Annotated in this window: 21 protein-coding genes and 1 riboswitch; of the genes, 13 read left to right on the forward strand and 8 right to left on the reverse strand. The window is 63.2% G+C overall.

Going from position 1 to position 24,514, the window contains the following annotated elements; translation table 11 throughout:
* The first annotated feature begins 26 nt into the window (after positions 1-26).
* A complete protein-coding gene (locus tag QZM15_RS17675) occupies positions 27-2,144 on the forward strand; it encodes a TonB-dependent siderophore receptor (protein ID WP_302106907.1) in 2,118 nt (705 codons plus the stop codon).
* Positions 2,145-2,243: 99 nt separating this feature from the next.
* On the opposite strand, the gene QZM15_RS17680 is transcribed toward QZM15_RS17675, so the two are convergent.
* Positions 2,244-3,476, reverse strand: coding sequence for an NADH:flavin oxidoreductase/NADH oxidase family protein (locus QZM15_RS17680; protein WP_099317853.1), 1,233 nt, complete (start codon positions 3,474-3,476; stop codon positions 2,244-2,246).
* Positions 3,477-3,553: 77 nt separating this feature from the next.
* On the opposite strand from QZM15_RS17680, the gene QZM15_RS17685 reads away from it, so the two are divergent.
* The gene (locus tag QZM15_RS17685; RefSeq protein ID WP_124862863.1) at positions 3,554-4,012 is read left to right on the forward strand and encodes a MerR family transcriptional regulator; all 459 of its coding nucleotides are present in this window, start codon (positions 3,554-3,556) and stop codon (positions 4,010-4,012) included.
* Between the two features lie 188 nt (positions 4,013-4,200).
* A complete protein-coding gene (locus QZM15_RS17690; protein WP_059579788.1) occupies positions 4,201-4,521 on the forward strand; it encodes a DUF1330 domain-containing protein in 321 nt (106 codons plus the stop codon).
* 28 nt (positions 4,522-4,549) lie between these two features.
* Here the strand turns inward: QZM15_RS17690 and QZM15_RS17695 are convergent, their stop codons facing one another.
* Positions 4,550-5,386 carry an NAD(P)-dependent oxidoreductase gene (locus tag QZM15_RS17695; protein ID WP_060316022.1) on the reverse strand — a complete coding sequence of 279 codons (837 nt, stop codon included), beginning with the start codon at positions 5,384-5,386 and terminating at the stop codon, positions 4,550-4,552.
* A gap of 71 nt (positions 5,387-5,457) precedes the next feature.
* On the opposite strand from QZM15_RS17695, the gene QZM15_RS17700 reads away from it, so the two are divergent.
* Complete coding sequence (locus QZM15_RS17700) at positions 5,458-6,561, forward strand: LacI family DNA-binding transcriptional regulator (RefSeq protein WP_302106908.1); 1,104 nt, start codon at positions 5,458-5,460, stop codon at positions 6,559-6,561.
* Between the two features lie 80 nt (positions 6,562-6,641).
* Here the strand turns inward: QZM15_RS17700 and QZM15_RS17705 are convergent, their stop codons facing one another.
* Positions 6,642-7,934 (reverse strand): MFS transporter, encoded by a 1,293-nt coding sequence (locus QZM15_RS17705; protein ID WP_302106909.1) that lies wholly within the window; start codon positions 7,932-7,934, stop codon positions 6,642-6,644.
* 413 nt (positions 7,935-8,347) lie between these two features.
* Here QZM15_RS17705 and QZM15_RS17710 point away from each other — a divergent pair, with 413 nt between their 5' ends.
* A complete protein-coding gene (locus tag QZM15_RS17710; protein WP_302106910.1) occupies positions 8,348-8,881 on the forward strand; it encodes a methylated-DNA--[protein]-cysteine S-methyltransferase in 534 nt (177 codons plus the stop codon).
* Positions 8,882-8,949: 68 nt separating this feature from the next.
* On the opposite strand, the gene QZM15_RS17715 is transcribed toward QZM15_RS17710, so the two are convergent.
* Positions 8,950-9,441, reverse strand: coding sequence for an Lrp/AsnC family transcriptional regulator (locus QZM15_RS17715; RefSeq protein WP_059640479.1), 492 nt, complete (start codon positions 9,439-9,441; stop codon positions 8,950-8,952).
* Between the two features lie 156 nt (positions 9,442-9,597).
* On the opposite strand from QZM15_RS17715, the gene glmS reads away from it, so the two are divergent.
* Positions 9,598-11,427 carry a glutamine--fructose-6-phosphate transaminase (isomerizing) gene (glmS, locus tag QZM15_RS17720; RefSeq protein ID WP_059640481.1) on the forward strand — a complete coding sequence of 610 codons (1,830 nt, stop codon included), beginning with the start codon at positions 9,598-9,600 and terminating at the stop codon, positions 11,425-11,427.
* 309 nt (positions 11,428-11,736) lie between these two features.
* Positions 11,737-12,561: a DUF5131 family protein gene (locus tag QZM15_RS17725; protein ID WP_275906006.1), complete on the forward strand. Its 825-nt coding sequence runs from the start codon at positions 11,737-11,739 to the stop codon at positions 12,559-12,561.
* On the opposite strand, the gene QZM15_RS17730 is transcribed toward QZM15_RS17725, so the two are convergent.
* Positions 12,554-13,819, reverse strand: a complete 1,266-nt coding sequence (locus tag QZM15_RS17730; RefSeq protein ID WP_275906007.1) for a three-Cys-motif partner protein TcmP — start codon at positions 13,817-13,819, stop codon at positions 12,554-12,556. The two genes, QZM15_RS17725 and QZM15_RS17730, sit on opposite strands and share 8 nt — an antisense overlap.
* A 116-nt stretch (positions 13,820-13,935) precedes the next feature.
* Between QZM15_RS17730 and tcmP the strand changes: the two genes are divergently transcribed.
* Positions 13,936-14,775 (forward strand): three-Cys-motif partner protein TcmP, encoded by an 840-nt coding sequence (gene tcmP, locus QZM15_RS17735; RefSeq protein WP_275906008.1) that lies wholly within the window; start codon positions 13,936-13,938, stop codon positions 14,773-14,775.
* 122 nt (positions 14,776-14,897) lie between these two features.
* Here tcmP and QZM15_RS17740 read toward each other — a convergent pair whose 3' ends face one another.
* From QZM15_RS17740 to QZM15_RS17750, 3 genes are all read right to left on the reverse strand, one after another.
* Positions 14,898-15,254, reverse strand: a complete 357-nt coding sequence (locus QZM15_RS17740) for a hypothetical protein (protein WP_302106911.1) — start codon at positions 15,252-15,254, stop codon at positions 14,898-14,900.
* Positions 15,255-15,296: 42 nt separating this feature from the next.
* Positions 15,297-15,400: riboswitch (SAM-I-IV-variant riboswitch) on the reverse strand.
* A 151-nt stretch (positions 15,401-15,551) separates the two neighbouring features.
* The gene (locus QZM15_RS17745) at positions 15,552-16,478 is read right to left on the reverse strand and encodes a hypothetical protein (protein ID WP_367033700.1); all 927 of its coding nucleotides are present in this window, start codon (positions 16,476-16,478) and stop codon (positions 15,552-15,554) included.
* 635 nt (positions 16,479-17,113) lie between these two features.
* Positions 17,114-17,299 carry a hypothetical protein gene (locus QZM15_RS17750; protein WP_302106912.1) on the reverse strand — a complete coding sequence of 62 codons (186 nt, stop codon included), beginning with the start codon at positions 17,297-17,299 and terminating at the stop codon, positions 17,114-17,116.
* Positions 17,300-17,320: 21 nt separating this feature from the next.
* Here QZM15_RS17750 and QZM15_RS17755 point away from each other — a divergent pair, with 21 nt between their 5' ends.
* The 5 genes from QZM15_RS17755 to QZM15_RS17775 all read left to right on the forward strand — a co-directional run bounded on the left by QZM15_RS17755 (position 17,321) and on the right by QZM15_RS17775 (position 24,419).
* Positions 17,321-19,939, forward strand: coding sequence for a type VI secretion system Vgr family protein (locus tag QZM15_RS17755; RefSeq protein WP_302106913.1), 2,619 nt, complete (start codon positions 17,321-17,323; stop codon positions 19,937-19,939).
* A 19-nt stretch (positions 19,940-19,958) separates the two neighbouring features.
* Positions 19,959-22,271, forward strand: coding sequence for a hypothetical protein (locus QZM15_RS17760; RefSeq protein WP_302106914.1), 2,313 nt, complete (start codon positions 19,959-19,961; stop codon positions 22,269-22,271).
* Positions 22,268-23,749, forward strand: coding sequence for a virulence factor (locus QZM15_RS17765; RefSeq protein ID WP_302106915.1), 1,482 nt, complete (start codon positions 22,268-22,270; stop codon positions 23,747-23,749). Before QZM15_RS17760 ends, QZM15_RS17765 begins: the two co-directional genes overlap by 4 nt.
* Positions 23,750-23,828: 79 nt before the next feature.
* Positions 23,829-24,086 (forward strand): PAAR domain-containing protein, encoded by a 258-nt coding sequence (locus QZM15_RS17770; RefSeq protein ID WP_060316058.1) that lies wholly within the window; start codon positions 23,829-23,831, stop codon positions 24,084-24,086.
* 18 nt (positions 24,087-24,104) lie between these two features.
* Complete coding sequence (locus QZM15_RS17775; protein WP_059579849.1) at positions 24,105-24,419, forward strand: TrfB-related DNA-binding protein; 315 nt, start codon at positions 24,105-24,107, stop codon at positions 24,417-24,419.
* Positions 24,420-24,514 lie beyond the last annotated feature (95 nt).

Here is a 24,514-nt window from a genome sequence, read left to right on the forward strand (position 1 = left end):
TCCCCCATTCGAAGGAACCCGAAACAATGAAGTTCAGATTGATGCTGCCTGCTGCCGTGCTCGCGGCGCTGTCGCCGGCCGGGCAGGCACAGGAAAGTGGCGTTGACAGCACCGGCGCCACGCTCGCACCGATTCGCGTCGACGCGCAGAAGGCGCCCGCCCTGACGCAACCGCTCGACACGGGCAGCCATCTCGGGCTGTCGCCCCTCGAAACGCCCGCGAGCGTCGAACAGATCAGCCGCGCGACGCTCGACACGCGCGGCGACAGCTCGATCATCGACGCCGTGAGCCGCGCCGCCGGCATCAGCGCGTCGCCGCATCCGGGCAACGGCAACTCGGAGCTCGCCGCGCGCGGCTTCGTCGGCGCGTCGTCGGTCACGCAGCTGTACGACGGCGTGCGCCCGTACGGCGCGATCGGCGTCACGTTCCCGTTCGACACGTGGTCGGTCGACCATATCGACGTGCTGCGCGGCCCCGCCTCGGTGATCTACGGCGAAGGCGCGATCGGCGGCGTGGTCAACATCGTCCCGAAGAAGCCGACGCGCACGCCGATCCGCAACGAACTACAGATCGGCGGCGGCACCGAGGGTACGGCGCGCGCCGCATTCGGCAGCGGCGGCGCGATCAACGACAAGCTGTCGTACCGCTTCGACATCAGCGGCAATCGATCGTCCAACTGGGTCGATCGCGGCAATTCGCGCAACCTGTCGGTCTCCGGCGCGCTGCGCTACGACGTGACGTCCGATCTGTACGTGACGGCGTCGTACGCGCAGGGCTTCATGCATCCGATGCAGTATTTCGGCGTGCCGCTCGTCAACGGCGCGCGCGATCGTGCGCTCGACAAGAAGAACTACAACGTCGGCGACGCCGACATCGCGTTCCGCGACAGCTGGGCCACCGTATCGGCGAACTGGCAGCCGAGCGACGGCCTGAACGTGACGAGCACGCTGTACCGGATGAAGAGCAACCGTCACTGGAAGGATGCGGAGTACTACACGTATCTGCCGTCGAGCGCGCAAGTCCGGCGCAGCAGCTACACCGAGATCTTTCACGACCAGGAGCAGTACGGCAACGTGACGACGGCCACCGTCGGCAGTGTGCTGCTCGGGATGCGCAACACGTTTTCGGCGGGCGTCGAGTTCAACCACACGACGTTCCAGCACGACAACAACTCGCCGTATGCGGGCACGTCGACGGTTGACCCGTTCGACTTCGATCCGGGCCGTTTCATCAATACGGCTGGCACGTTTCCGAAGTACCGCAGCCAGTCGAACCAGTACGCGCTGTTCGCGGAGAACCGGCTCGAGATCACGCCGCGCTGGTCGGTGATCGGCGGGCTGCGCTACGACCATGCGAGCGTGAACCGCGACGATCTCGTGAACGGCGGCGCATTCACGAAGGTGTTCGCGAATACCGGCTGGCGCATCGGCACCGTGTACGACGTGCGGCCCGGCCTCGCCGTGTACGGCCAGTATTCGGTCGCGGCCGATCCGGTCAGCTCGCTGCTGTCGCTCAATGCGTCGAAGGCGAATTTCACGCTCGCGACCGGCCGGCAGATCGAGATCGGCGTGAAGCAATCGTTTCTCGACGGCAAGGCCGAATGGACGCTTGCCGCATACCGGATCGTCAAGAGCAACCTGCTGACGGCCGACCCGGTGAACCCGAACCAGTCGATCCAGGTCGGCCAGCAGTCGTCGCGCGGGCTGGAAGCGACGGTCGGCGCGGAGATCGCGAAGGACTGGCGCGTCGATGCGAACGTGTCGATCCTGCGCGCGAAATACGACGATTTCCAGCAGTCGTCAGGCGGCGCGACCGTGTCGCGCGCGGGCAACGTGCCGGTGTCGGTGCCGCAGCGGCTCGCGAACCTGTGGGTGAGCTGGCGCTTCGCACCGGACTGGACGGGCATCGCGGGCGTCAAGTACGTGGGCAAGCGGTTCGCCGATACCGCGAACCAGCTCGTGATGCCGTCGTACACGACCGTCGACCTCGGCCTCGCATGGAAGCCGCGCAAGGACACGACGATCACCGCACGCGCGTACAACGTGTTCAATCGCCGCTACGTGCAATCCGCGTACTACAACGAGACGCAGTATCTGCTCGGCAACGACCGGCGGTTCGAGGTGCTGGCGAACTACCGCTTCTGAGCGCGCACGCCGCCGCGCAACGTGCAAAGCGGCACGGGCACGGGCGCGGTGGCGCGCCGGTCAGCCTTCGGCATCGCCGCCGCCGATCCGGAGGCGCCGTCACGCACGCGGGCCGGCCATCCATTTCCGGTAGCGCCGCGTCTGGCACTGCGCGGCCAGTTGCTCCCGCACCAGCGCGCGCAACGGCGACACCCGCGGGTGCGGGCGGCGCCCTTCGCTGAGCCGCGCGAGCTGGAACTTGACGACGGCCATGTTCGCCAGCGCGCCCAGCGCCTTGTTTTTCCAGCGGATCGGCCGCAGCACCGGCGCGCTGTCCTTGCCGGCGCGCCAGTCGCGCGGCAGGTTCGGGTCGATCGACAGCGCGGTCGCGATGCCGACCATCGCCACCCCGCTGTCCACCACCTGCTCGGCCACCGCACGGCGGCGGATCCCGCCCGTGACCATCAGCGGCATCCGCGCGACGGCGGTGATGTCGCGCGCGAATTCGAGGAAATACGCTTCGCGCGCGAGCGTGCGCCCATCGCGTGCCTCGCCTTGCATCGCCGGCACTTCATAGCTGCCGCCCGACAGTTCGACGAGATCGACGCCGAGCGGATTCAGCAGCTCGACCACGCGCTTCGCGTCGTCCGCGCTGAAGCCGCCGCGCTGGAAATCCGCCGAGTTCAGCTTCACCGCGACGACGAAGGCCGGCGACACCGCCGCGCGCACCGCCTTCACGATGTCGAGCAGCAGACGCGCGCGATTCTCGATGCTGCCGCCCCATTGGTCCTGCCGGCGGTTCGTCAGCGGCGACAGGAACTGGCTCAGCAGATAGCCGTGCGCCGCGTGCACCTGCACGCCGGTGAAGCCGCTTTGCTCGGCGAGCTGCGCGGCGCGCACGAAGCGCTGCCGCACGTCGGCGATATCGGCTGCGGTCATTTCCTTCGGCACCGGAAACTGCTTCGACAGCGCGCCGAGCGCGAGCGGCACGGCCGACGGCGCGAGCGTCGTCTGGCCGAGCGCCGCCTGCATCTGGCGCCCAGGGTGATTGATCTGCATCCACACGTGTCCACCGCCCGAGCGCGCGATCTGCGCCCAGCGGCGGAAGCGATCGAGATGCGCGTCGCTTTCGAGCACGACGCCGTTCGGCCCCGTCATCGCGCGGCCGTCCACCATCACGTTGCCGGTCAGGATCAGGCCGACCTGACCGTCGGCCCACGCCTGGTACAGGCGCAGCAACGCGTCGGACGGCGCGTGGTCCGCGTCGGCCATGTTTTCTTCCATCGCGGCCTTGGCCAGACGGTTCGGAACCACCGCCCCGTTGGGCAGTGTCAGGGGCGCAAACAGATTCATGGTGAGCATCCTCGATTGACGATGCCCAACGATAACTTTAAAGTCAACTTTAAGGTCAAGCCCTTTTGGAGCCCACCATGAAAATCGGCGAACTGGCGAAGGCGAGCGGCCTCGCGGCGTCGCGCATCCGCTTCTACGAGGCGAGCGGCCTGCTCGAACCGGCCCGCCGGCAGGCGAACGGTTATCGGGAATACGGGCCGGAAGCGTTGACGCGGCTCGCGATCATCGATCGCGCGCAGTGCGCGGGCTTCTCGCTCGACGAAATCCGCGCGGTGCTGCCGCCGGATCTCGGCGCATGGCCGCACGACGAACTACTGGTCGCGCTGCGGCACAAGGTCGATGAAATCGCGCTGCTCGAACGGCGTCTCGCGCAGAACCGGCAGCATCTGGAAACGCTGATCGACGCGATCGAAAACAAGCCGGCCGGCGAGGATTGCACGGGCGCCGTACAGCGGATGCTCGACCGGCTGTGCGAGCAGGCCAGCGAGCCGCTGGAACCGGCGCCCGTCGTGCGGCCTGCGCGCAAGCGGGCGTGATGGAGTGTGCTGCGGGATTGCGTCGCGGGATTGCGTCTGTCGTCCATCGATCGATGCGCTCGCGGCCGGAAGCGCGACACGGCGCGGTTGTCGCGATTTGCTTACGTCGCAGGTAATCGACGCGCGCTACCCGCGCCGCGATCATGGCCCCATCGACTCACGCACCGCATCCCGCCAAGGAGCCCGCCATGACCGCCTACGCCATCGCCCACCTGCACGACGTCGAGATGTGCGACGACATCGTCGAATACCTCGAACGGATCGACGGCACGCTCGCGCCGTACGACGGCCATTTCGTGATTCACGGCGCACGGCCCGAAGTGCGCGAAGGCGTGTGGCGCGGCGACCTGATCGCGATCGCGTTTCCCGATCTCGACGCGGCGCGCGCGTGGTACGACTCGGATGCGTACCGGCAAATCCAGCCGCTGCGCGCACGCCACGCGAGCGGCCCGTTGATCCTGATCGACGGTGTCGACGAACGGCACAAGGCAACCGATATCCTGCGTTGACGATTGACGCCGGCGACGCCGGCAGCGCTTACGACACCTTCCGCTCCATCGGCTCCCCGACGACGAACCCGCCGCCCTGGAACCGCTGCGCGGGATCGTCGTACTCGGCGGTCGGCGCCGTCACCGGGAACAGCCCGGCGAACTGCTCGGAGCTGTCGCGCGGGCGGAAGCCGAGGAAGCCGACCTTCGTGTTGTCCCACCACTTCACCGGGTTGTCCGACGCACCGTAGACGATCGCGTGCCCGACGCGGTTCGTCAGCAGCGAGCAGCGCACGAGCTCGATGAAATCGCGATAGCTGAGGAACGTGACGAGCATGCGCGGATTCTTCGGCACCTCGAACGACGAACCGATCCGCAGGCATACGGTTTCGATCCCGAAGCGGTCGAAGTAGTAGCGCGACAGCGATTCGCCGAAGCATTTCGTCACGCCGTACAGGCTGTCCGGGCGCAGCGGCGCATCGGCATCGAGCACTTCGGTGACCGGATGGAAACCGATCGCATGGTTCGAGCTCGCGAACACGACGCGCTTCACGCCATGCTTGCGCGCGGCTTCGTACAGGTTGTACGTGCCGGTGATGTTCGCGCCGACCAGATCGTCGAACGGCGCATCGACGGAAATGCCGCCGAGATGGACGATCGCGTCGACGCCTTCGACGAGCTGCATCACGGCCGGCCGATCGGCCAGATCGACGACCCGGAGCTCTTCATGGGCGGCCGCGTCGCCGAGCGCCGCGATGTCGCTGACGCGCACGACGTCGGCCCAGTCGGCGAGCGCGCCGCGCAACTGGCGGCCGAGGTTGCCGGCCGCGCCCGTCAGCAGCAGGCGGCCGAACGGTTTGCGCGCGGCGGTGGATGAGGCGTTCATCGAATCTCCTTGGATCTGATCTAAATCGGAAAACGTTTTCCAACTATACGCGGACGCCCCGCCGAACGTCAATGGTCGGGCCTGCTCGCGGCCATCCGCATTTTCCCGATATCGCCGTACGGCCGCGGGCGGGCTTTTTCTGCCACAATCCGGCGTTATCGAACGAAAACGTTACCCTTCGGATGAAAAAAGTTTCCCCGACGATCCGCGACGTGGCCGCGGAAGCCGGCGTGTCGGTCGCGACGGTATCGAAGTACGTGAACGGCACGCAGCGCTTCTCGCCGACCGTCGAGGCACGGCTGAAGGAAGCCATCGAGCGGCTCGGCTACCGATCGAACCCGCTCGCGCGTTCGATGATCACCGGCCGCACGCGCACCATCGGCCTCGTGATCCTCGACATCAGCAACCCGCACTTCACGAACGTCGTGAAAGGCGCGAACCGCGTCGCGCTGCAACACGACTACACGCTGCTGCTCGTCGACACCGAGGAGAACCAGACGCGCGAACGCTCGCTGATCGAGGCGCTCGCGCAGCGCGTCGACGGGCTGATCGTCAGCACGCGGATGCCCGACGAGGAAGCCGGCTGGATGCTCGACCTCAACAAGCCGCTCGTGCTGCTGCGTCGCAGCCCCGGGCTGCCGATTCCGAGCGTCGGCATCGACAACCGGCTGTCGACCTACATGCTCGCGCGTCACCTGCTCAACCTCGGCCACACGCGCATCGCATATCTCGGCTTCGGCACCGCGCGCGTGAACGACGAACGGATCCAGGGCGCGCGCGACTGCCTCGCCGAAGCGGGGCTCACGCTCGACGTGCACGACGCGCACGCACCGACCGCCGAGGCCGGCGAGCGCGCGTGCTCGCGCGTGATGCTCGGGCCGCAGCGCCCGCAGGCCGTGATCTGCTACAACGACCTGATCGCGCTCGGCTTCATGAAGGAGGCCGCGTCGCTCGGCTTCCGGCTGCCGCAGGACGTGTCCGTCGCCGGCATCGACAACGTGCCGTATGGCGCATACGCGGCGCCCGCGCTGACGACCGTCGACATCCAGAGCGAGAACATGGGCGAGCTCGCGATGCAGAAGCTGATCGACGCGCTCGCCGGGCGCACCGACGCGAGCTATTCGACGTTCGAGCCGCGGCTGATCATGCGCGCGTCGACGGCCTCGGCGAGCTGACGCGGTCGCGACGCGCCCTTTCCCCCAACGCAAAAAGGAAGCGCCGCCCAAGGGCGGCGCATTCGTTTGCCGGAATGCGCTTACGCGTCGAGTTTCGCGGGCTTCATCTTCGGCGTGAGCGCATGCATCACGGCCAGCGCGATCAGATAGGCCGATGCGCCGATCGCGAACAGCACCCAGTAGTGGCCGGTGCGCTGCAGCACCTGGCCGATCACTTCCGAGAACAGCACGCCGCCGATCGAGCCGGCCATCCCGCCGATACCAACCACCGACGCGACCGCGCGGCGCGGGAACAGGTCGGAGGCCGTCGTGAACAGGTTCGCCGACCAGCCCTGGTGCGCGGCGGCGGCGAGGCCGACGATCAGCACCGCGATCCACAGGCTCTGCACCTGCGACACGAACGCGATCGGCAGCACGCAGCATGCGCAGATCAGCATCGCCGTCTTGCGCGCACGGTTCACGCTCCAGCCCGCACGCAGCAGCATCGACGACAGCCAGCCGCCGCCGATGCTGCCGACCGTCGTCAGCGCATAGATGCAGACGAGCGGCAAGCCGATGTGCTGCATGTCCATCCCGCGCGACTCGTTGAGCCACTTCGGCAGCCAGAACAGGTAGAACCACCACACCGGATCGGTCAGGAACTTGCCGACCAGAAAGGCCCACGTCTCGCGCTTGCGGATCAGTTCGCCCCAGCGCGGCGCGCCGGCGTTCGCGTTCGCCGCGTCGAGCGCTTCGGCTTCGTCGCGCGGCTCGTCGTATTCCGCGGCGAGCGCGCGCGTATCGGCCGTGCGATACATCACCAGCCACACCGCGAGCCACACGATACCGATCGCGCCGATGATCACGAACGCCGCGCGCCAGCCGTAGGCCACCGCGATCGCCGGGATGATCGCCGGCGCGAACACCGCGCCGATGTTCGCGCCCGAGTTGAAGATGCCGGTCGCGAGCGCGCGTTCGCGGCGCGGGAACCATTCGGCCGTCGTCTTGATCGCGGCCGGGAAGTTGCCGCCCTCGCCGATCCCGAGCAGCGCGCGCACGAACGCGAAGCCCGCCACCGAGCCGACGGCCGCGTGCAGCATCGCGGCGATGCTCCACACCAGCATCGCGACCGCGTACGACACGCGCGTGCCGAGCCAGTCGACGATGCGCCCGAAGCCGAGCAGGCCCAGCGCATAGAACGCGGAAAACGCCATCACGATGCGGCCGTACTGCACCTGGCTCCAGCCGATGTCGTGCTGGAGCATCGGCGCGAGCAGGCCGAGGATCTGCCGATCCATGTAGTTGATCACGGTCGCGAAAAACAGCAGCGCACAGACGGTCCAGCGGTAGCGGCTCGCGGCCGCGCGCACGGCGCCGACGACGGCAGAGGGCATGAATGTCTCCGATGCGCGGTCGCGCCCGTCGCGCCGCACCAAGTTCGTTGACCGGCGACCGGCGCCGGGGCGAACGGCCCGCGCGCTCGCGCACAGGCCCTTTCACCAACCAATCTGGAAAACGTTTTTCAAAGGATAGGCCGCCTACCGGCACCGTGTCAGTCGGGGATTTCGATGAGTCATCTCAAATTGGTCGCGAGAAAAGAGACGACTGTTTCGCAGAGTGGTATTAACCGTTTTTCCGCTGATTTTCCCGCCGTGGCGTGGCGGCCCCGCGGCCGCCGAAACGCACGACCGATTCCGGCCGGAATCGACGTCGAGGATGGTTTACAGTCGTCACATGCGGCGCGCCGGGCGCCGTGACGCGCGTATGCCGCACTGCATGTGTGGCGCCTTCATGGAGATGTGTCGCGATGACTCCCGCTCACCTGATTCCGAGCCCGCTGGGCGACATCGCCGTACGCATCGAGGACGATGCGCTGACCGGCCTGTACTTCGTCGGCCAGAAATACTTTCCGTCGCTCGCGATCACGACCGAAGCGGACGCGCACGCGATGTCGCCCCTCGCGCGCCAGGTCGCGGAAGAAATCGCCGAGTACTTCACCGGCGCGCGCGACACGTTCTCGGTGCCGATCCACCTGCGCGGCACCGCGTTTCAGCAACGCGTATGGAAGGAACTGCTCGCGATTCCGTTCGGCGAACTCGTGTCGTACGGCGACATCACCGAGCGCGTCGGGCTGCCGATGAGCGGCGCGCGCGCCGTGGGCGGCGCGGTCGGCCGCAATCCGATATCGATCATCGTGCCGTGCCACCGCGTGGTCGGCGCATCGGGCAGCCTGACCGGCTATGCGGGCGGCATCGAGCGCAAACGTGCGCTGCTGTCGCTCGAAGGCGCCGGGTTTTCGCGCGGCATGCATCAACCGATGCAGCAGGCGCTCGCGTTCTGACGCCATTCGGTGAACGACAGCCCCGCGTCCTGCCGGAACAGCCGCGACAGCGCTGCCGGTCACCCACGCTATGTGCGCTTGCGCATCGCATGCGCGACCCGCGCGTTCGCCTCGAATTTCGCGCGATGCGTCGAGAAAAACGTCCGCACGTTGCGGACGTTCGACGCGCCGGTGAACAGCCGCCGCGCGAATTCGTCGTATTCGGCCACGTCCGCCAGATCGGCGATCACGACGAAATCCGGCCCCGGCGACACGCGGTAGCACTGCGTGACGGCCGGCTCCGCGCACACGTACGCTTCGAACGTGTCGTAGTCCTCGGCCGTCTGCCGGTCGAGGCTGATCTCGATCAGCGCGGTGACGGCCGTGCCGATCGCGACCGGGTCGAGCACCGCAACCTGCCGGCGGATCACGCCGGCCTCCGTCAGCCGCCGCACGCGGCGCATGCAGGTAGGTGGCGACGACAGCGCGCGCTCGGCCAGTTGCAGGTTCGACACCGACGCATCCTCCTGCAGGATCGCGAGGATGCGCAGGTCGAGATCGTCGAGGGTGATGCCGGGCATCGGCTGCTCCTTTCACCTGGATGGTGAAATTTAATTTCAACATGATAGTCTATCCACGGTTAATTTCACCTATCACTATTTTTTGAAATTTAATTCCATTTCGCTGGCTCTACCATCGCTCTCACTGATCCAGACAGGACATTTACGGAGCGCGATATGTGTGGAATTGTCGGGGCGGTAGCCCAGCGGGACATCCTGCCGAACCTCGTCGACGGCCTGAAGCGGCTCGAATACCGCGGCTACGATTCGTGCGGCGTCGTGGTCTACCGCGACCGCGCGCTGGCGCGCGCCCGCAGCGTCGATCGTGTCGCGAATCTGCAGCGCGAGATCGCCGCGCAGGCGTTGTCCGGTTACACCGGCATCGCGCATACGCGCTGGGCCACGCATGGCGCGCCCGTCACGCTCAACGCGCATCCGCACTTCTCTCCGAGCGACGCGAACGCGCGCATCGCGCTGTCGCACAACGGGATCATCGAGAACTGCGATCAACTGCGCGCGGAGCTGCAGGCGCACGGCTATGTGTTTGCCAGCCAGACCGACAGCGAGGCGATCGCGCACCTGATCGATCATCTGTACGACGGCGATCTGTTCGAGGCCGTGCGGCTTGCGGTCGCGCGACTGCGCGGCAGCTATGCGATCGCGGTGATGTGCCGCGACGAGCCGCACCGGATCGTCGGCGCGCGCGACGGGATGCCGCTCGTCGTCGGGGCCGGCGAAGGCGAGAATTTTCTGGCGTCCGATGCGATGGCGCTGTCGGGCATCACCGATCGCATTGCGTACCTGGAGAACGGCGACGTCGCCGATATCCAACTGCATCGCTACTGGATCGTCGATGCGGCCGGCCAGCGCGTCGAGCGCGCGGTGCAACGCGTCGCCGCGCATAGCGGCGCGGCCGATCTCGGGTCGTACCGCTACTACATGCAGAAGGAGATCTTCGAACAGCCGCAGGCCGTGGCCGATACGCTGCTCGACGTTTCGTCGATCATGCCCGAGCTGTTCGGCGACGGCGCGTGGAGGGCGTTCAACGACGTCGATTCGGTGCTGCTGCTCGCGTGCGGCGGCAGCTATCACGCGGCGCTGACCGCGAAGTACTGGATCGAGAGCATTGCGAAGCTGCCGGCCAGCGTCGAGATTGCCAGCGAGTTCCGCTATCGCGACAGCGTGCCGAATTCGCGCACGCTGGTGGTTGCGGTGTCGCAGAGCGGCGAGACGGCCGATGTGCTCGGGGCCGTGCATGTCGCGAAACGCAGCGGGATGATGCACACGCTCGCGATCTGCAACGTCGCGACGAGTGCGTTGATGCGCGAATGTGCGTTGCAGTTCGTGACGCGTGCGGGAATCGAGATCGGGGTGGCTTCGACGAAGGCATTTACAACGCAGCTCGTCGCGCTGTTCCTGCTGACGCTGTCACTGGCGCAGGTGCGCGGGCGGTTGAGCGACGACGAAGAAAAGGAACATCTGCGTGCGCTGCGGCACCTGCCCGACGCGATGTCGAAGGTGCTCGCGCTGGAACCGCAGATCATGGCGTGGTCGGAATTGCTCGCGCGACGCGACAACATGCTGTTTCTCGGGCGCGGGATGCATTATCCGATCGCGCTCGAAGGCGCGCTGAAGATGAAGGAGATTTCCTATATTCATGCGGAGGCTTATCCGGCCGGCGAGCTGAAGCATGGGCCGCTGGCGCTCGTCAGCAACGAAATGCCGGTGATCGCGGTCGCGCCGAACGACATGCTGCTCGAGAAGCTCAGGTCGAACATGCATGAGGTCAGTGCGCGCAATGGGCGGCTGTTCGTGTTCGCGGATGTGGACTGCGGGTTGGTGCCGAGCGAGGGGATCGAGGTGATTCGGCTGAACGAGTACTACGGGCCGTTGTCGCCGATCCTGCATACGGTGCCGATGCAATTGCTCGCGTATCACGCGGCGCTCGCGCGGGGGACGGATATCGATAAGCCCAGGAATCTGGCTAAGTCGGTGACGGTGGAGTGAGGGCGGGGCCGCGTCCTATTGAACATGCGTCATCAGCTCTTGTGAACCAAACATGGCGGGTGCGAATTGCCGCGCGCCGCCGCTGCCCGCTCGCCCAAACGTCGTGAAAAGGTCAGGCGTACTCGCTTCCTGGTTCTCAGTGATTGTGGACCATGCGTCACGGCGCACCACCCCACGCCGGAAATAGACAATCACATTCCTCAATTCACTGTATAAATATACAGGATCGGTTCTTCTCTATATACTTCGAGGGTTGAAGTGCGGGAGATTATGTGTCTGCGCTTTCGAGCACCGAGAAAACGTGAGCACATGACAGAAGCATGGCTATTTCGCAACAGCCGCCGGAAGCCCGATAAAATCGCAACCAAATTGAGAGGTCGAATAATGAGCGGCGGGCAAAGCAAGATTGAGTGGACGGAACGCACCTGGAACCCAACGGTTGGATGCACGAAAGTTTCCAAGGGCTGCAAGAACTGCTACGCCGAAGGCATGGCGAAGCGATTGCACGCTATGGGCACTCCTGGCTATGAGAATGGCTTCAAACTGACGATTCTACCGAATCGCCTGGACGAACCATTGAAGCGCAAGATTCCAACGGTGTATTTCGTCAATTCGATGTCCGACCTGTTCCACCGCTCAGTCCCTGACGCCTACATCACCCAGGTATTCGACGCGATTCGCGCATGCCCTCAGCACACGTTCCAGATTCTCACGAAGCGCGCTGAGCGGCTCGCGAACTACTGCAGCCGTCGCGATATTCCGGGAAACGCCTGGCTCGGTGTGACTGTAGAGGACCGTCGGTATGGGGTACCTCGCATCGATGAGCTGCGGGCGGTGCAAGGCGGTGTGCGCTTCCTGTCCGTCGAACCGCTACTCGAAGACCTCGGAACACTGAATCTCGAGAACATTGACTGGGTCATCGTGGGTGGCGAATCAGGCGCGAAGGCACGCCCAATGCTCGAAGAGTGGGTGCAGGGCGTCAAGCTCCAGTGCGAGGAGCAAGGCGTGAAATTCTTCTTCAAGCAGTGGGGTACATGGGGCAGCGACGGCGTACGTCGCTCCAAGGGCGCGAACGGGCGGCTCCTCGAAGGACGTACCTGGGACGATATGCCCGACCGCGTGCAGCTTACGTAAAGAACTTTCGCTGCGGCGAGTATTCGATGATATCGGAGGGCTTGTAGTGCTTTGACGGCCGCCGCACTCTGTCGTCTTTATTCGACACCACAATACTCCCTGATGTATGCAAGCCCCGGATAACCATTTGCAGCCGAGTTTCGTCTGCGATAGTGTTGGAAATGTGGTCAGTGAGCAGTTGCCGGACGGTGAGCGGCTGCTGGCGGTCTGACAAGATGCGGCCGAGGTCTTCCTTCAATGTCTCGATGCAGAGTTCTGCCCCACCAGCATCGAAGAGGATGGACTGACCAGTATATTGCTCATCCCGCTTCGGATCGTAGCCCAGTATGAAGAGTCCCGGTTCAAGCTCGTGTCCGAACTCGCTTGAGTGCGCCCAGTGCAGCGACTTCATCACGTCGTGGGCCTTGTATTGCTGCGACAAGTGCACAAGCCAGTAGCTCCACGGATTGGCCGAGTCTGGCCGAACAAAGAACAGTGTCATGTACGGCGCGCCTGTTTCGGTTTTGATCCCATGCGCGACGTAACGTTGGAGCGCCACCCGTCCAGACTCCGCCTTAATTTGCCCCAGTTGTTTCCATGGGATGTACTGCTCAATGCCGATACTGCGCACTGCCTTCCGATTTGCCTCTCTGTCACTGATATAGGTAAGAAGCGAGTCGACATTGAAGGTCATGATGACTTCTGCGTTCGGCAGTTCGGTCATCAGCCATCGAAGCTTGTCCATCGGAACGGCGTTGTAGCTGTACTGGTCAAGCAGAAAAATCGCCCGGCCGCCGCCTCGGCGTGCCTTGATACGCTCCACAATTCTCGGTAGCTCATCGAGAAATCCACTATTCAGTACTCTGGACCGCTCGAAGTCCTGCTGCGCGATGGCGCCTTCCGCTCGCCGCCTTTCCAAGTGCTGACAAAGATACTCCGCAGATTCCCGCTTCTTCTCCACGAAGAAAAATTCAGTGTCCACTTCACGCAGCGTGCGCCGACCAACATTGAGAGCGGCTCGCGCCAGATGCGTCCCCCGCATCATAAGCAGAGGCGTGCCATCAACTGATTTTGCCTGTTCGTTGAGGTACTCGCCGCCGCCGGCAAACCCATCGACCAATGTCAAAGTTAGTTTGGGCATGGTCGGCAAACTCATCAGGGTCTCGATGTATTGCTGAACATACTCCTCGACAATCGCGTGCTTAACGGCGCTGTGCTGGTCAAGAAGCGGCGGGGGATGTCCAACCTGCCAGAAATACTTGTCTTCTGTTTTTGCCATGCTTGGTGTAATGCGGGCTCTTGGTCTACCGAAAGATTATCAGGTTTTAGTAAATATTTCGAAATAGCGGCATACTATTTGACATCACCATGCCTCCCCAAAATACGAGACAAAGCGTGGCCCCAAAAAATGACGACAAGTTTGTCATCGATCCGGCGGATGGTCTGCCGGTCATGAAGGTTGGTCCTTGGTCGGAAGACAAGCATGTAGCGCTGTCTCGTTATGTCGACGCAGCCCGCAAAGCTCGCGCCAAATGGCCATATGCTTCGTTTATCGACCTTTTTTCGGGTCCCGGACGAGTCATGAACCGTGAATCGGGAGTTATCTCCGATGGCGGTGTGTTATCAGCGTGGCGCATGTCGGAACGCGGCGGAGCGCCATTCGACGAGATATACATCGCCGATGCCGATCCCGGAAGCGTGGAAGCTTGTAGCTCGCGACTTCGCGCAGCAGGCGCGAAAGTACAGGCACGTGTAGGCAACGCATCCAAGACCGTTGACTGGGTGCTTGGGACGCTTCCGAGGGGCTTACACTTCGCCTTCCTCGATCCGTTCAACATCGAGCACTTGGACTTCGAGATTATCCGCAAGCTTGCCGCTCGGCCGAACATAGATCTCTTGATTCACTTCAGCGTAATGGACGTTCAGCGAAACATCGGTACCGACTTCAATCTAGCCTGTTCTCGGTTGGATGCGGCCGCGCCGGGGTGGCGCAACAATTTGCGGTTGAAAGAGATTCCCAAGCACGCACAAGTCAGCGCGTATCTTGAGTATTGGGAATCGCTGGTCACCGACCTCACTAAGATGCAGGTTGCCCAGTCCAAGCCACTATTCGTCAATTCGAACAAGGGACCGCTATATCGCCTCATCCATCTTGCCCGTCATCCGCTCGCTACAAAGCTTTGGAATGACGCTGCGTTGCCGGCATCGCATCAGCAGTCTTTCCCTGGTATGTGACTGCTGGTTGCGTGGATGACTGCGTCCGCTACAACGGGTAATAGGTAGCGCCATGTACCTATCGCTGTACCACGGTGACCTCCCAAGGAACTGCGTTGCCCAGACAACGACTTGCAGCCAGACTAACGACCATCCTCCGACACATGTCCGGCCCGTGGCGCCCCTACCCGAACGAAATGATGCTCGACCCTCGTCCGGAGCACGCCATCGAGCGCCGCAAGCCGTTCACGCAGCCGAACCGCTTGCCCTTCCGTCATCTCGCCGAGCACGATCTTTTGTTCGAGCACGTCGCCACAGCGGGTGATGGCCCACCGGTCGACCGTCGCCGTTTCGCCTTCGAGTACGGCAGCCGCGGTCGAAACAATGCCCGGATTCCGTCTCGAAACGAGATGAACCGTATGCGTCAACGTGAAACCGGGAAGAAAACACGACCAGTCTTCGCAGACCGTCGGATGGGAAGCGGAGGAAACTTGGCTCATGGTTGCTCCGGATGAATGGTTATCGAACCGGTGCCAGCCATGCTGTTCCCGTTTCGTTGCCGTCAATCGGCCGCATCGCCTCGAGGGCGTCCACCTTGCCCGGGAGGGCAGGTTGGCGTCGGAAAACCCGACTCTGGATGCTTGAATTCTCACGTTCGACATTCCGAACGTGGGTCCATTATACCGAAAACCCGGCGTTGAACAAGCGGCCCCCGAACGCGCCACTTCGGCCGGATGGCTCCGCTGATCCGGCCCTTCCCTATCCGGGCGCCTGCATGACCGGCCCGCCGGAAACCGCTACTTCGACAACCGCAGCTTCTTCGACACCACGACGCCGCTCGACGGACTCACCAGCCAGATATCGCGGAGATCCATGTGCAACGTGGAGATTCTCGTCGAAATGTCCGTCGGCTCCTCGATACTCGGATCGGCGTGTTCGGTTTGTTCGGTCAGGTAAGGCCGAACCAGGCGCCCGGAAAAAACGAGTGCGAAGTCGCCTTGCGTCCGCGCGTACTCGGCGGCCGAGAGCCGCATGCGGCTCCTGACCGTGGTCTTTTTGCCTTGTCCGGCGTCGAGTTCGATGATGTCGACGTGCTGGATGTACCCTTTTGCCTTCGCTTCCGGCGCAATCACGAGCCCGCGCCCTCGCGGCCCCGTCGTCACCCTTCTGAGCAGGATGCCTGCCCGGCCGTCGCGCTCCGCATCGAACAGGTCGACATCCAGCGTCAGCAGGTGCTGCCGTGACCGGTATCTCAGCCCGTACCGCACCGGCACCACGAACGTCACGTCACGATCCAGACCGACGGCCGCCAGGTCGGGATCCGGGCCGTGCCGGCCGGCGGCGCCGGAGACCGCGCCGCGAATCCGATCACGCAACGAAGGCGGGAGCGTATTGACGTGCAGCTTCTGCAACGCATCGCGGATGGCAACCGGATCGTCGCCGACGATCGGTCGTGCCGCGGACGTGCCGTGATCGACAGCCGCCGCGACGTGCGTCGCGCCGTCGCCAGCCTCCACTTGTGCATGCGCCGCGACTGGCGCCAGCATCGCCACGGCGACGATGCACGCGAAGCGTGAACAACCCAATTTGAATCTCCGGTGAAACACGACGAACTCCCAAACGCGTCCAGATCGATCAACGACGAGCACTATAGGGTGGAATGATCGGCCACGCACCAGCCATTTGAAATTGGCCGATGCCGGCACGCGTCGCCACAGATTCATTGTCGGCCCGGCGGCACGTCAATGGGCAACACTACCGTGTTGCCTTGGCGACAACAACCGACGCAAAGCGCGCGGCGGCGCCCGTCGCGCATCCGCAAACGCATCCCGCGCCATCGCCTGACTCGCGAAACACGTTCGGAGCCGGCTCGCCATTCACGCGCGCATTCGCGCCGCGACTCGCCCGCCGATAGTCCGGCGACGCATACCCGCATCGCCCGCTTCGACAACCGGTAGTGAAGCGCGGCGCTGATCAAATCAGCGTGCATTTTCGACATTCGATCGGCGGGTGGGCATATCGCGCGCCAGTGCGCAAGCCCGCCCGCATCGATTTCAATGGCATGACATATCGCTGCCCGCATTGAGTCGGGACAATTCCGATTTTTCAACCTCCCACTCAATCATGTCCGGGCAAAAAAATCCTTACTTCAGCGATATTGGAAAACGAGTCGAGACAAATACCAATCCCGAATAGTCGAATCGACATATTCTCATTCAAACAAAATCCCCGCCTAAACCAAACAAACATTAACCATTGTTTCAAAAGAACTTATCTTCCATCTCAAAATAAAAATATCAGTTAAAGATAGAAATAGCTTGCTATTCTTCGCACCGAAATCCCAAAGACCATCGCCTTATCACTCTGAGAGGCGGATTCGAACCCATCCGAATCCGGAACAAAAAATAACGAGATTGTCGTTATGTCGATAGCAGCAACTTTGCGAAACTTTGCGTCGGGTCTGGTCGACCGGAACAAGCGACCGGTCGCCCTTCATTTCGGTCAGGCGCAACGCGCAGTCGGTCATCTGCTGGCGCTCCATCATGCCGATATCCGCGAGGGGCTCATGTCGGGCATCGAAGGGCAATTGACCTGCGTGTCCACCTACGATCATCTGCCGCCTGCGCTGTTTCTCGGTTTGCCCGTATCGGTCCGGCTGACGACCGATCGAGGCGACATCCGGGCCATCAACGCAATCGTGCACGAAGTGCGGGCCGGTCAATCCGACGGCGAACTGACCGTCTATCAGTTGCATGTGTGCGACGCCCTGTCGCTGATGGACCGTCGCACGAACGCCCGCCTGTTCCGCTCGCGCAGCGTGCCGGACATTCTGGCGACGCTGATGAACGAGTGGAAACAGCGCAGCCCCGCGCTCGCGCGAGCGTTCGATTTCGACCTGTCGACCTTGCGGGCCGATCGCTATCCGGCACGCGAGCTGACGCGGCAGGTCAACGAATCCGACGCACGCTTCATCCGGCGCCTGCTGCGCCGGGAAGGCATCACGGTCTTTGCGAAGGCCGCCCCGGCCGGCGGCAGACGCGGCGTGACCGACGAGCGGCCGATTCACACGCTCGTGTTCTGCGACGATCCGCATCGTCTTCCGGACGCACCGGCGGGCACCGTACGCCTTCACCCGCGCGACGCCGGCGTCGAGCAACGCGACACCGTGACGCTCTTCGCGTACGACCAGCGTCTGTCCGCGGGCAAGGTCCGCCGCCCGTCGTGGGATTACAAGACCGCGCGCGTGGACGATTTCGAGGCCTTCACCGGCATCGACCAGGGCGAGTCGGGGAACGATCTCGCGCGTTTGCTGACCGACGTCGCGATCGACATCCCGCACGTCGGCGACTCGTGGAACGATCACGCACGCATCGCGCACGACCGGATGCTGGCCCATCAGTTCGAAGCCGCGCGCTTCGAAGGCATCGGCACCGTGCGCGACATGCTGGTCGGATACGGATTCACGCTCGCGGGCGACCCCGAGCTGGATATGAAGTCGATCGATCGCCGTCGGTTCGTCGTCACGTCGATTCGACACGTCATCTGGAACAACCTGCCGAAAGACCTGTCGGGCCGCGCAAGCGGGCTGTTCGCGGCAAGCCGCAACCTGACGCCAACCGTTCCGCCGCCCGATGCATCGGGACAAACGGACACGCGCTACGAAAACAGCTTCACGTGCGTGCAACGCGGTGTACCGCTCAAGCCGGCCTACGATCCGACGATCGACGTGCCGCCGGTTCACCTGCTGACCGGCACGATCGTCGGCACGCAGGGCGAGCAGGTGTTTTGCGACAAGGCCGGCCGCGTGCGTGTGCAGCTTCACGGTCTCGATCCGGCGGACCACGCTCATGCGCAAGGCGCCGGTACGAACGGCCTGGCCGGCGACAGCGCGCCGATTCGCGTCGCGGCGAGTCTCGCGGGCGAATGCTTCGGCGCGCTGTTCCTGCCGCGCGTCGGCATGGAGGTCCTGCTGGGGAGCCTGTCGGGCGATCCGGACCGTCTGGTGATCATCGGCGTGTTGAGCAACGGTGCGAACCCGCCGGCGACCTTCAGCGATACCGGCGCGCTTCCAGGCAATCGCTACGTGTCCGGCATCAAGACGCGGGAAATCAGGGGTCGCCGGCACAACCAGCTTCGCCTCGACGATACGCCGTCGCAGATCTCCGCGCAGTTGGCAAGCGAACATGCGCACACGCAGTTGAATCTCGGCTACCTGACGCAGCCGCGCATCGACGGCCACGGAGACGATCGGGGCGAAGGCGCGGAGCTGCGCACCGACGCCGCCGCGGCGTTGCGCGCCGCCCAAGGCATGCTGTTGACGACCTATGCGCGTTCGCACGCAACCGGCGGTCAGCTCGATCGCGACGAGCTGATCCACTTGCTCGATCAATGCACGACGCTGTTCAAGTCGCTCGGCGATCATGCCGGCCAGCATGGCGGGCATTCCCCCGACACGGCCGGCCAGGACACCCTCGCCGATGCATTCCGTCACTGGAAACCCGGCGGTTCCGAATCCGGCGCTACCGGCGACGCCCGCGCATTCATGGCGTTCGGCGCGCAAGCGGGTTCGCTGAACGTCACGCCGAAAACGCACGTCACGTATGCGGGCGAGAACATCGATCAGATCGCGCAGCAACACGTGCAAATCGCGAGCGGCGAGCGAATCAATCTGCATGCCGGGCATGGCGTCGCGATGTTCGCGCACGGTAATGGCGTATCGGCGATCGCGCATCAGGGGAAAGTGGCCATTCAATCGCAGCACGACGACACGCAAATCGAGTCCGGCAAAAGCATTCAGTTGACCGCGGCCGGTGGCAAGCTTGCCGGCACGGCGAGCGACGAAGTCGTATTCGTCACGGCGGGCGGCGCGTATCTGAAGCTGCGTGGGAGCGATATCGAACTCGGATGCCCCGGCAAGTTCACCGTGAAATCCGATGGTCACGCATGGGACGGCCCCGCCAGCATGAGCGCCGATCTGCCGGCCTTCGATCGACATACGCTCGGCCGTGTCCCGAAGCTGATCCGCCCCACGGACGGCAACGCGGCGCCGGGGTTCGAAGGGCAAGTTCGAAAGGCTTCGGGAACGCTGTCGAATTTGACGACCGACACGGCCGGGGAACTGCCGGCGGTCGACACCGACCGGTTCGAGAGGCTGGCGGTGCAGTTCACCAAGAAGAATGTTTAACGAAAGCGCAGGATTCCGGATGAATCAGTCATCTCTCGATCCTCGACCGGAAGAGGACATCCGCACCAACGAGCACGCCGCGAAGGCCGACGTGCCCGACGCGGCCGCGTCGCGCCCGGAGGCGCCGCAGATCGTCGTCGGCCGGACCGACGGGGTTGCGATGTGGACGAAAGACACCCGCCTGATCTGCGTCAAGCAAATGCCGTTGCCCGGTGTCGTCATCTTCGTGCATGGCGTGAACTCCGAAGGCGAATGGTTCGAGGCCGCCGAGCAGGGGCTGTGCGATGGCCTGAATCGCCGGCTCGGGCGGCTGGACGATCAGTTGAAGTATCACGGCATCGATGCCGGGCAACTGGTGCCGGCGAAGTACACGGAAAGCGTGACGCCGGACGGGTTTTTGAATCCGAAGCTTTGGTCCGGCAACTACATCAAATCCGACCCGTCCTTCTCTCCCGTCATTCATTTCCGATGGGGCTATCGGGCGACCGCCGCTGAGCTGAAAGAGTACGGCGACAAGATCTTCCTGAACGAGAAGGACTACTGGGGCGGCGGCCCGTTCACGAACGGTTGCGCGAGCCTGCCCGATCTCTGGCACGGCGGCCTCGACGACCGCGCGGCCGGGTGGTTGACCGTCCAGGGGATCAACCCGACCAATCGACCGCTGTATCGCGCGCCACCTCGCGCATATGGCGTGCTCGCGGCGTTGCGCCTTGCGAAGCTGATCGAGTCGATTCGCCGCATGCAGGCCGACGTGCCGATCACCGTCGTGTGCCATAGCCAGGGCAACATCGTGGGCCTTACCGCGGCCTTCTTCGGCGATGCACTGCCCGATGTCGAAGATCCGTGGGGACGTAGCGGGCATTGCGTGGCCGACGCCTACGTACTGGCGAATGCGCCGTACAGTCTTGCGCGCGCGGACGGCCCAAATCCATCCGATACGTTCATGGATACCTGGTCGCAACGCGCGACCCGGGACGGTGGCGGCCGTCGCGGACGGCAGACCTACACCGCCCGCACGAAAACGTTCGGCAAGTTTCTGTCGATCATCGGCACGCGGAAGGCCTACGAACTGCCCGCCGACAAGATCGATGAAGACATGGCGAACGAACGGGTATCGCCGACCAGCAAGAAATCTTATGCAGCACAAGAGGATCGGATACGCCACGGCCTGAACGGATCGACGTATGGTCGGGTCACCGCGTATTGCTGTCCGCATGATCAGGTGATTTCGGCGGTCACGGTTCAAGGCATCGGCTGGCGCGGCATCGACAAGAACGAGCTGAACGATATCGGTGTCCCTGGCGTGCTGACGCAGCGCGTCTTTGCGTCCGGCTTCCGGGTTGGCGTGCAGAAACACTATCGGTATTGGGAAGACGACTGGCGGCATGGCAAAAAGGGAACGACTTCGGGCTTCTGGTATCCGCCTTCGCCACCCGCCAAGTTCAATCTAATCGGTGCACTCAAGGGAAACGAGTCCGTGTTCGGGGTGGCGGCCACGCTTGCATCCGCGCCGATCATGTTTTTCGTCACCCAGATCAGCTCGGCATTGAACATGTTCCGCGTGAACGCCGTTCCGCCGCAGGGCTGGACCGTGGTGGCGGACGCGCCGGCACTCGACGAACCGTTCGCGCCGAAGGCGTTTCGGTTCGGCAAGCCCATCGAAACGAAGGACGGCAATGCGACAAGCGACTTCAACGAAGGCAACGATCCGCCGGCCGCATGGCGCGACGCAGGCAAAAGCGAGGCAGACAAGCGCGCGGACGATCCCTACGATCAGTACGAGGCGAAGAACGCGGACAGTGTCGCGCAAGGGACGGCAGAGAGCGAAGCCGGACAGCGTTATGAGGATCGCGCGTTGATGCGGATGGAGGCGCGGCGCACGCTGAATACGGAATGGCTCGATGGTGATGGCCACGTGATCGGCGAGGACGGCAAGAGCGAAATGCCGGAGGGCTACAAGGAATGGCGCGATCAGCAGATTGTCGATTGGCTCGATCGTGGCGCGACCAACAGCCCGACGAATCACTCCACGACGATGACGAATCCGAAGCATGCCGAAAAGGCGCTTGCGTACGACGTGGCGATCGGGGTTTGCTATCTGACGCCTGAGCAAATGAATGCGTTGCGGATTGAGGCCGATTGGCGAATGGGAAAAGGCATCCCTGAACATCATCCAAATAGGAAGTACTACGACTATTTCGCACGCGGTGAACTTGACGATCTTCCTATGGATGAGTGGGTACATGACGAGAAAAGCGAAGGTAGGATGCCGGCCTTGATCGTAGATGAGCGTGAAGATCAGCTCTATTTGAAGATCGGTGGAGCGATATGAAAGTGCTTATCGCTAAATGGCCGCGGCGTGTCGCCGTTTCAGTGGCCTCTTGGATGATCGCGGCCGCACTCATGGCCTCGCTGATGGCGCACGTAGAACAGCCGGACCCGACACAATTGGAAATAGGAGATTGGATGAAACGATTTGTCGTTGTACCCAGCCTCGTGGCGCTCGCGGTGTTTGTGTTCACCACAGCCATGATGCGCTCGGCACATTCCTCACCAATCCCTGAGCCAGTAGCAAGTGCAACTCTAACCGCAGAAGAGCCGGTGAAGCCATTTATTGCTCAGGTTGTTGGCTTGATTTGGTTGAATCCGTTGCAACGGATGGACTATCCGACCGAATGGCAATTGTTGTGGACGCAAGGACTCGCATCCCCGAACAAGAACGACGACATGGTGCGAACCGATCCGAATTCCTTTACGACGCTCCAGTCGGTGGCGGGTATCGCATACGGCAACGAAGGCGCAGAAACGTTTAGAGGGTTCTATCGCAAGTACATGTTTGAGTTCCCTCTACTGCTTCGATCGCGCTATGCATCCAATCCTAGGTATTTCTATACTGTTAATCCAGATAATAAAAACAACTGGCGCGAGTTGGCTGGAATCCGCGTCGAACTTGCAATTCCGGAACGGCTTGACGCAGCCGAATCGCAAAGCTACTTGCAGGACTCGATTCGAAAGACGTTCTCGATCGGCAACCCACATTTCCCGACGATGTGGAGCCGCAACGAACTCCCTGACGTACAAGTCACACAAGGCGGCCCAAACACCGGATTCACATCGCTGAACAAAGCCCTGGACTACTTGCAGGCGAACCCTGACAAGAGCGTCTGGGTAGTGAACTGGGACGCCCCCAACTTCCCCCCCACGGACGCACAGATCAACGAGAACCTTGTCGTGCTGTTCCTCGCCGGCCCGACCTTCAACACCGAGCGTGAACCGCTCGCCTGGATCGGCAAGGCCGCGACCGGCAACACGCATGATTTTCCGAAGAAGACCGGTACGACGCGAATCGTGCAGGCCTGGAAGGCAACCATCGACCAAGCCGCACGCAACGCCGGCATCGCGGCCCCCGACCTCAACTACATCGTCCACGACGCAGGTAAAGGCAGCGACGCATCGTCGGCACGCCTTGCTGCGCTCGCGCAGACGTTGACCGAAACCCTTCCCGAATACGACCACCGCAAGCAGACCTTCAACACGGCCGCCCTGCTCGGCGACATGGGAACCGGCAGCGCATTGACCGACGTCGCGCTCGCCATCGGCCGAATCAATCACTTCGGCGGCAACGCACTCGTCGCCGGCACGACCGACCCCGAGCACCCAGTCGCGGTCGTTGTCCGGCCACCGTCGAAGCTCACGCCGATCGATCCCGACAAGGACTGGTTCCGCGCACGCGGCGGCAACAACGCCTACCTGCCGTGGTGGGGACGCCGACACGATACGAATTACGGCATGCAAGGCTATTCATGGTGATGCACACCGGCACGGCAAATCGCTTCGTCCGAACGTGATCGCCGCGTCAGACCTCAAACCATTTGGAGGAGGAAATCCCATGCGGGGAATTATCCGGGTAGAAGATACGCACACCCACGGCGGCCGGGTCGAATCCGGCGCCCGAACAAGCACGGTGATGGGGCGCGCGGTCGCGCGTATCGGCGACGCGTGCTCGTGTCCGATTCATGGCGCCTGCGAGATCGCCGAAGGCGACCCGAGCTTCGACATCGAAGGCCGGGCCGCCGCGTTCGACGGCCACAAGACTTCGTGCGGCGCGGAATTGATCTCGTCACTTCAACATTCGGGGCGGATCTGAATGCAAACGACCCGACGCATGACTGCCGAACAGTTCCGGCTGTTGCGGCTTCAGGATACGCGGACCAAGCCGCTGAACCAGTGGGCCTTGCACGAGATTTTCGTGAAAGGCAGATCCCAACGGGCGCTGGCCGCCGAACTCGGCATGACGGACTCCGCGATGTCGCAACTGGTGCGAAAAACCTGGCGGCGCTATCTGGAATTGCCCAGCAGCGCCACCCGCCTCACGACGCTCACGGTCACGATCCCGTCGAAGTACGAGCACGCGCTGCTGGCGTGGGTGCGGGATGCACACCGGTTGTCGACCCAATCCGGCCCCGATACGGCGACGTGATCGGGCCGGCGTGCCCATATAAAAACAAATTCCCCAATTTCGCAAAAAAACAAAACGTTATTCCACGTTAGATCGAATCGTCAGCCAACTTTGGA

This window comes from Burkholderia sp. AU44665, from assembly GCF_030504405.1.
Classification (GTDB): Bacteria; Pseudomonadota; Gammaproteobacteria; order Burkholderiales; family Burkholderiaceae; genus Burkholderia; species Burkholderia semiarida.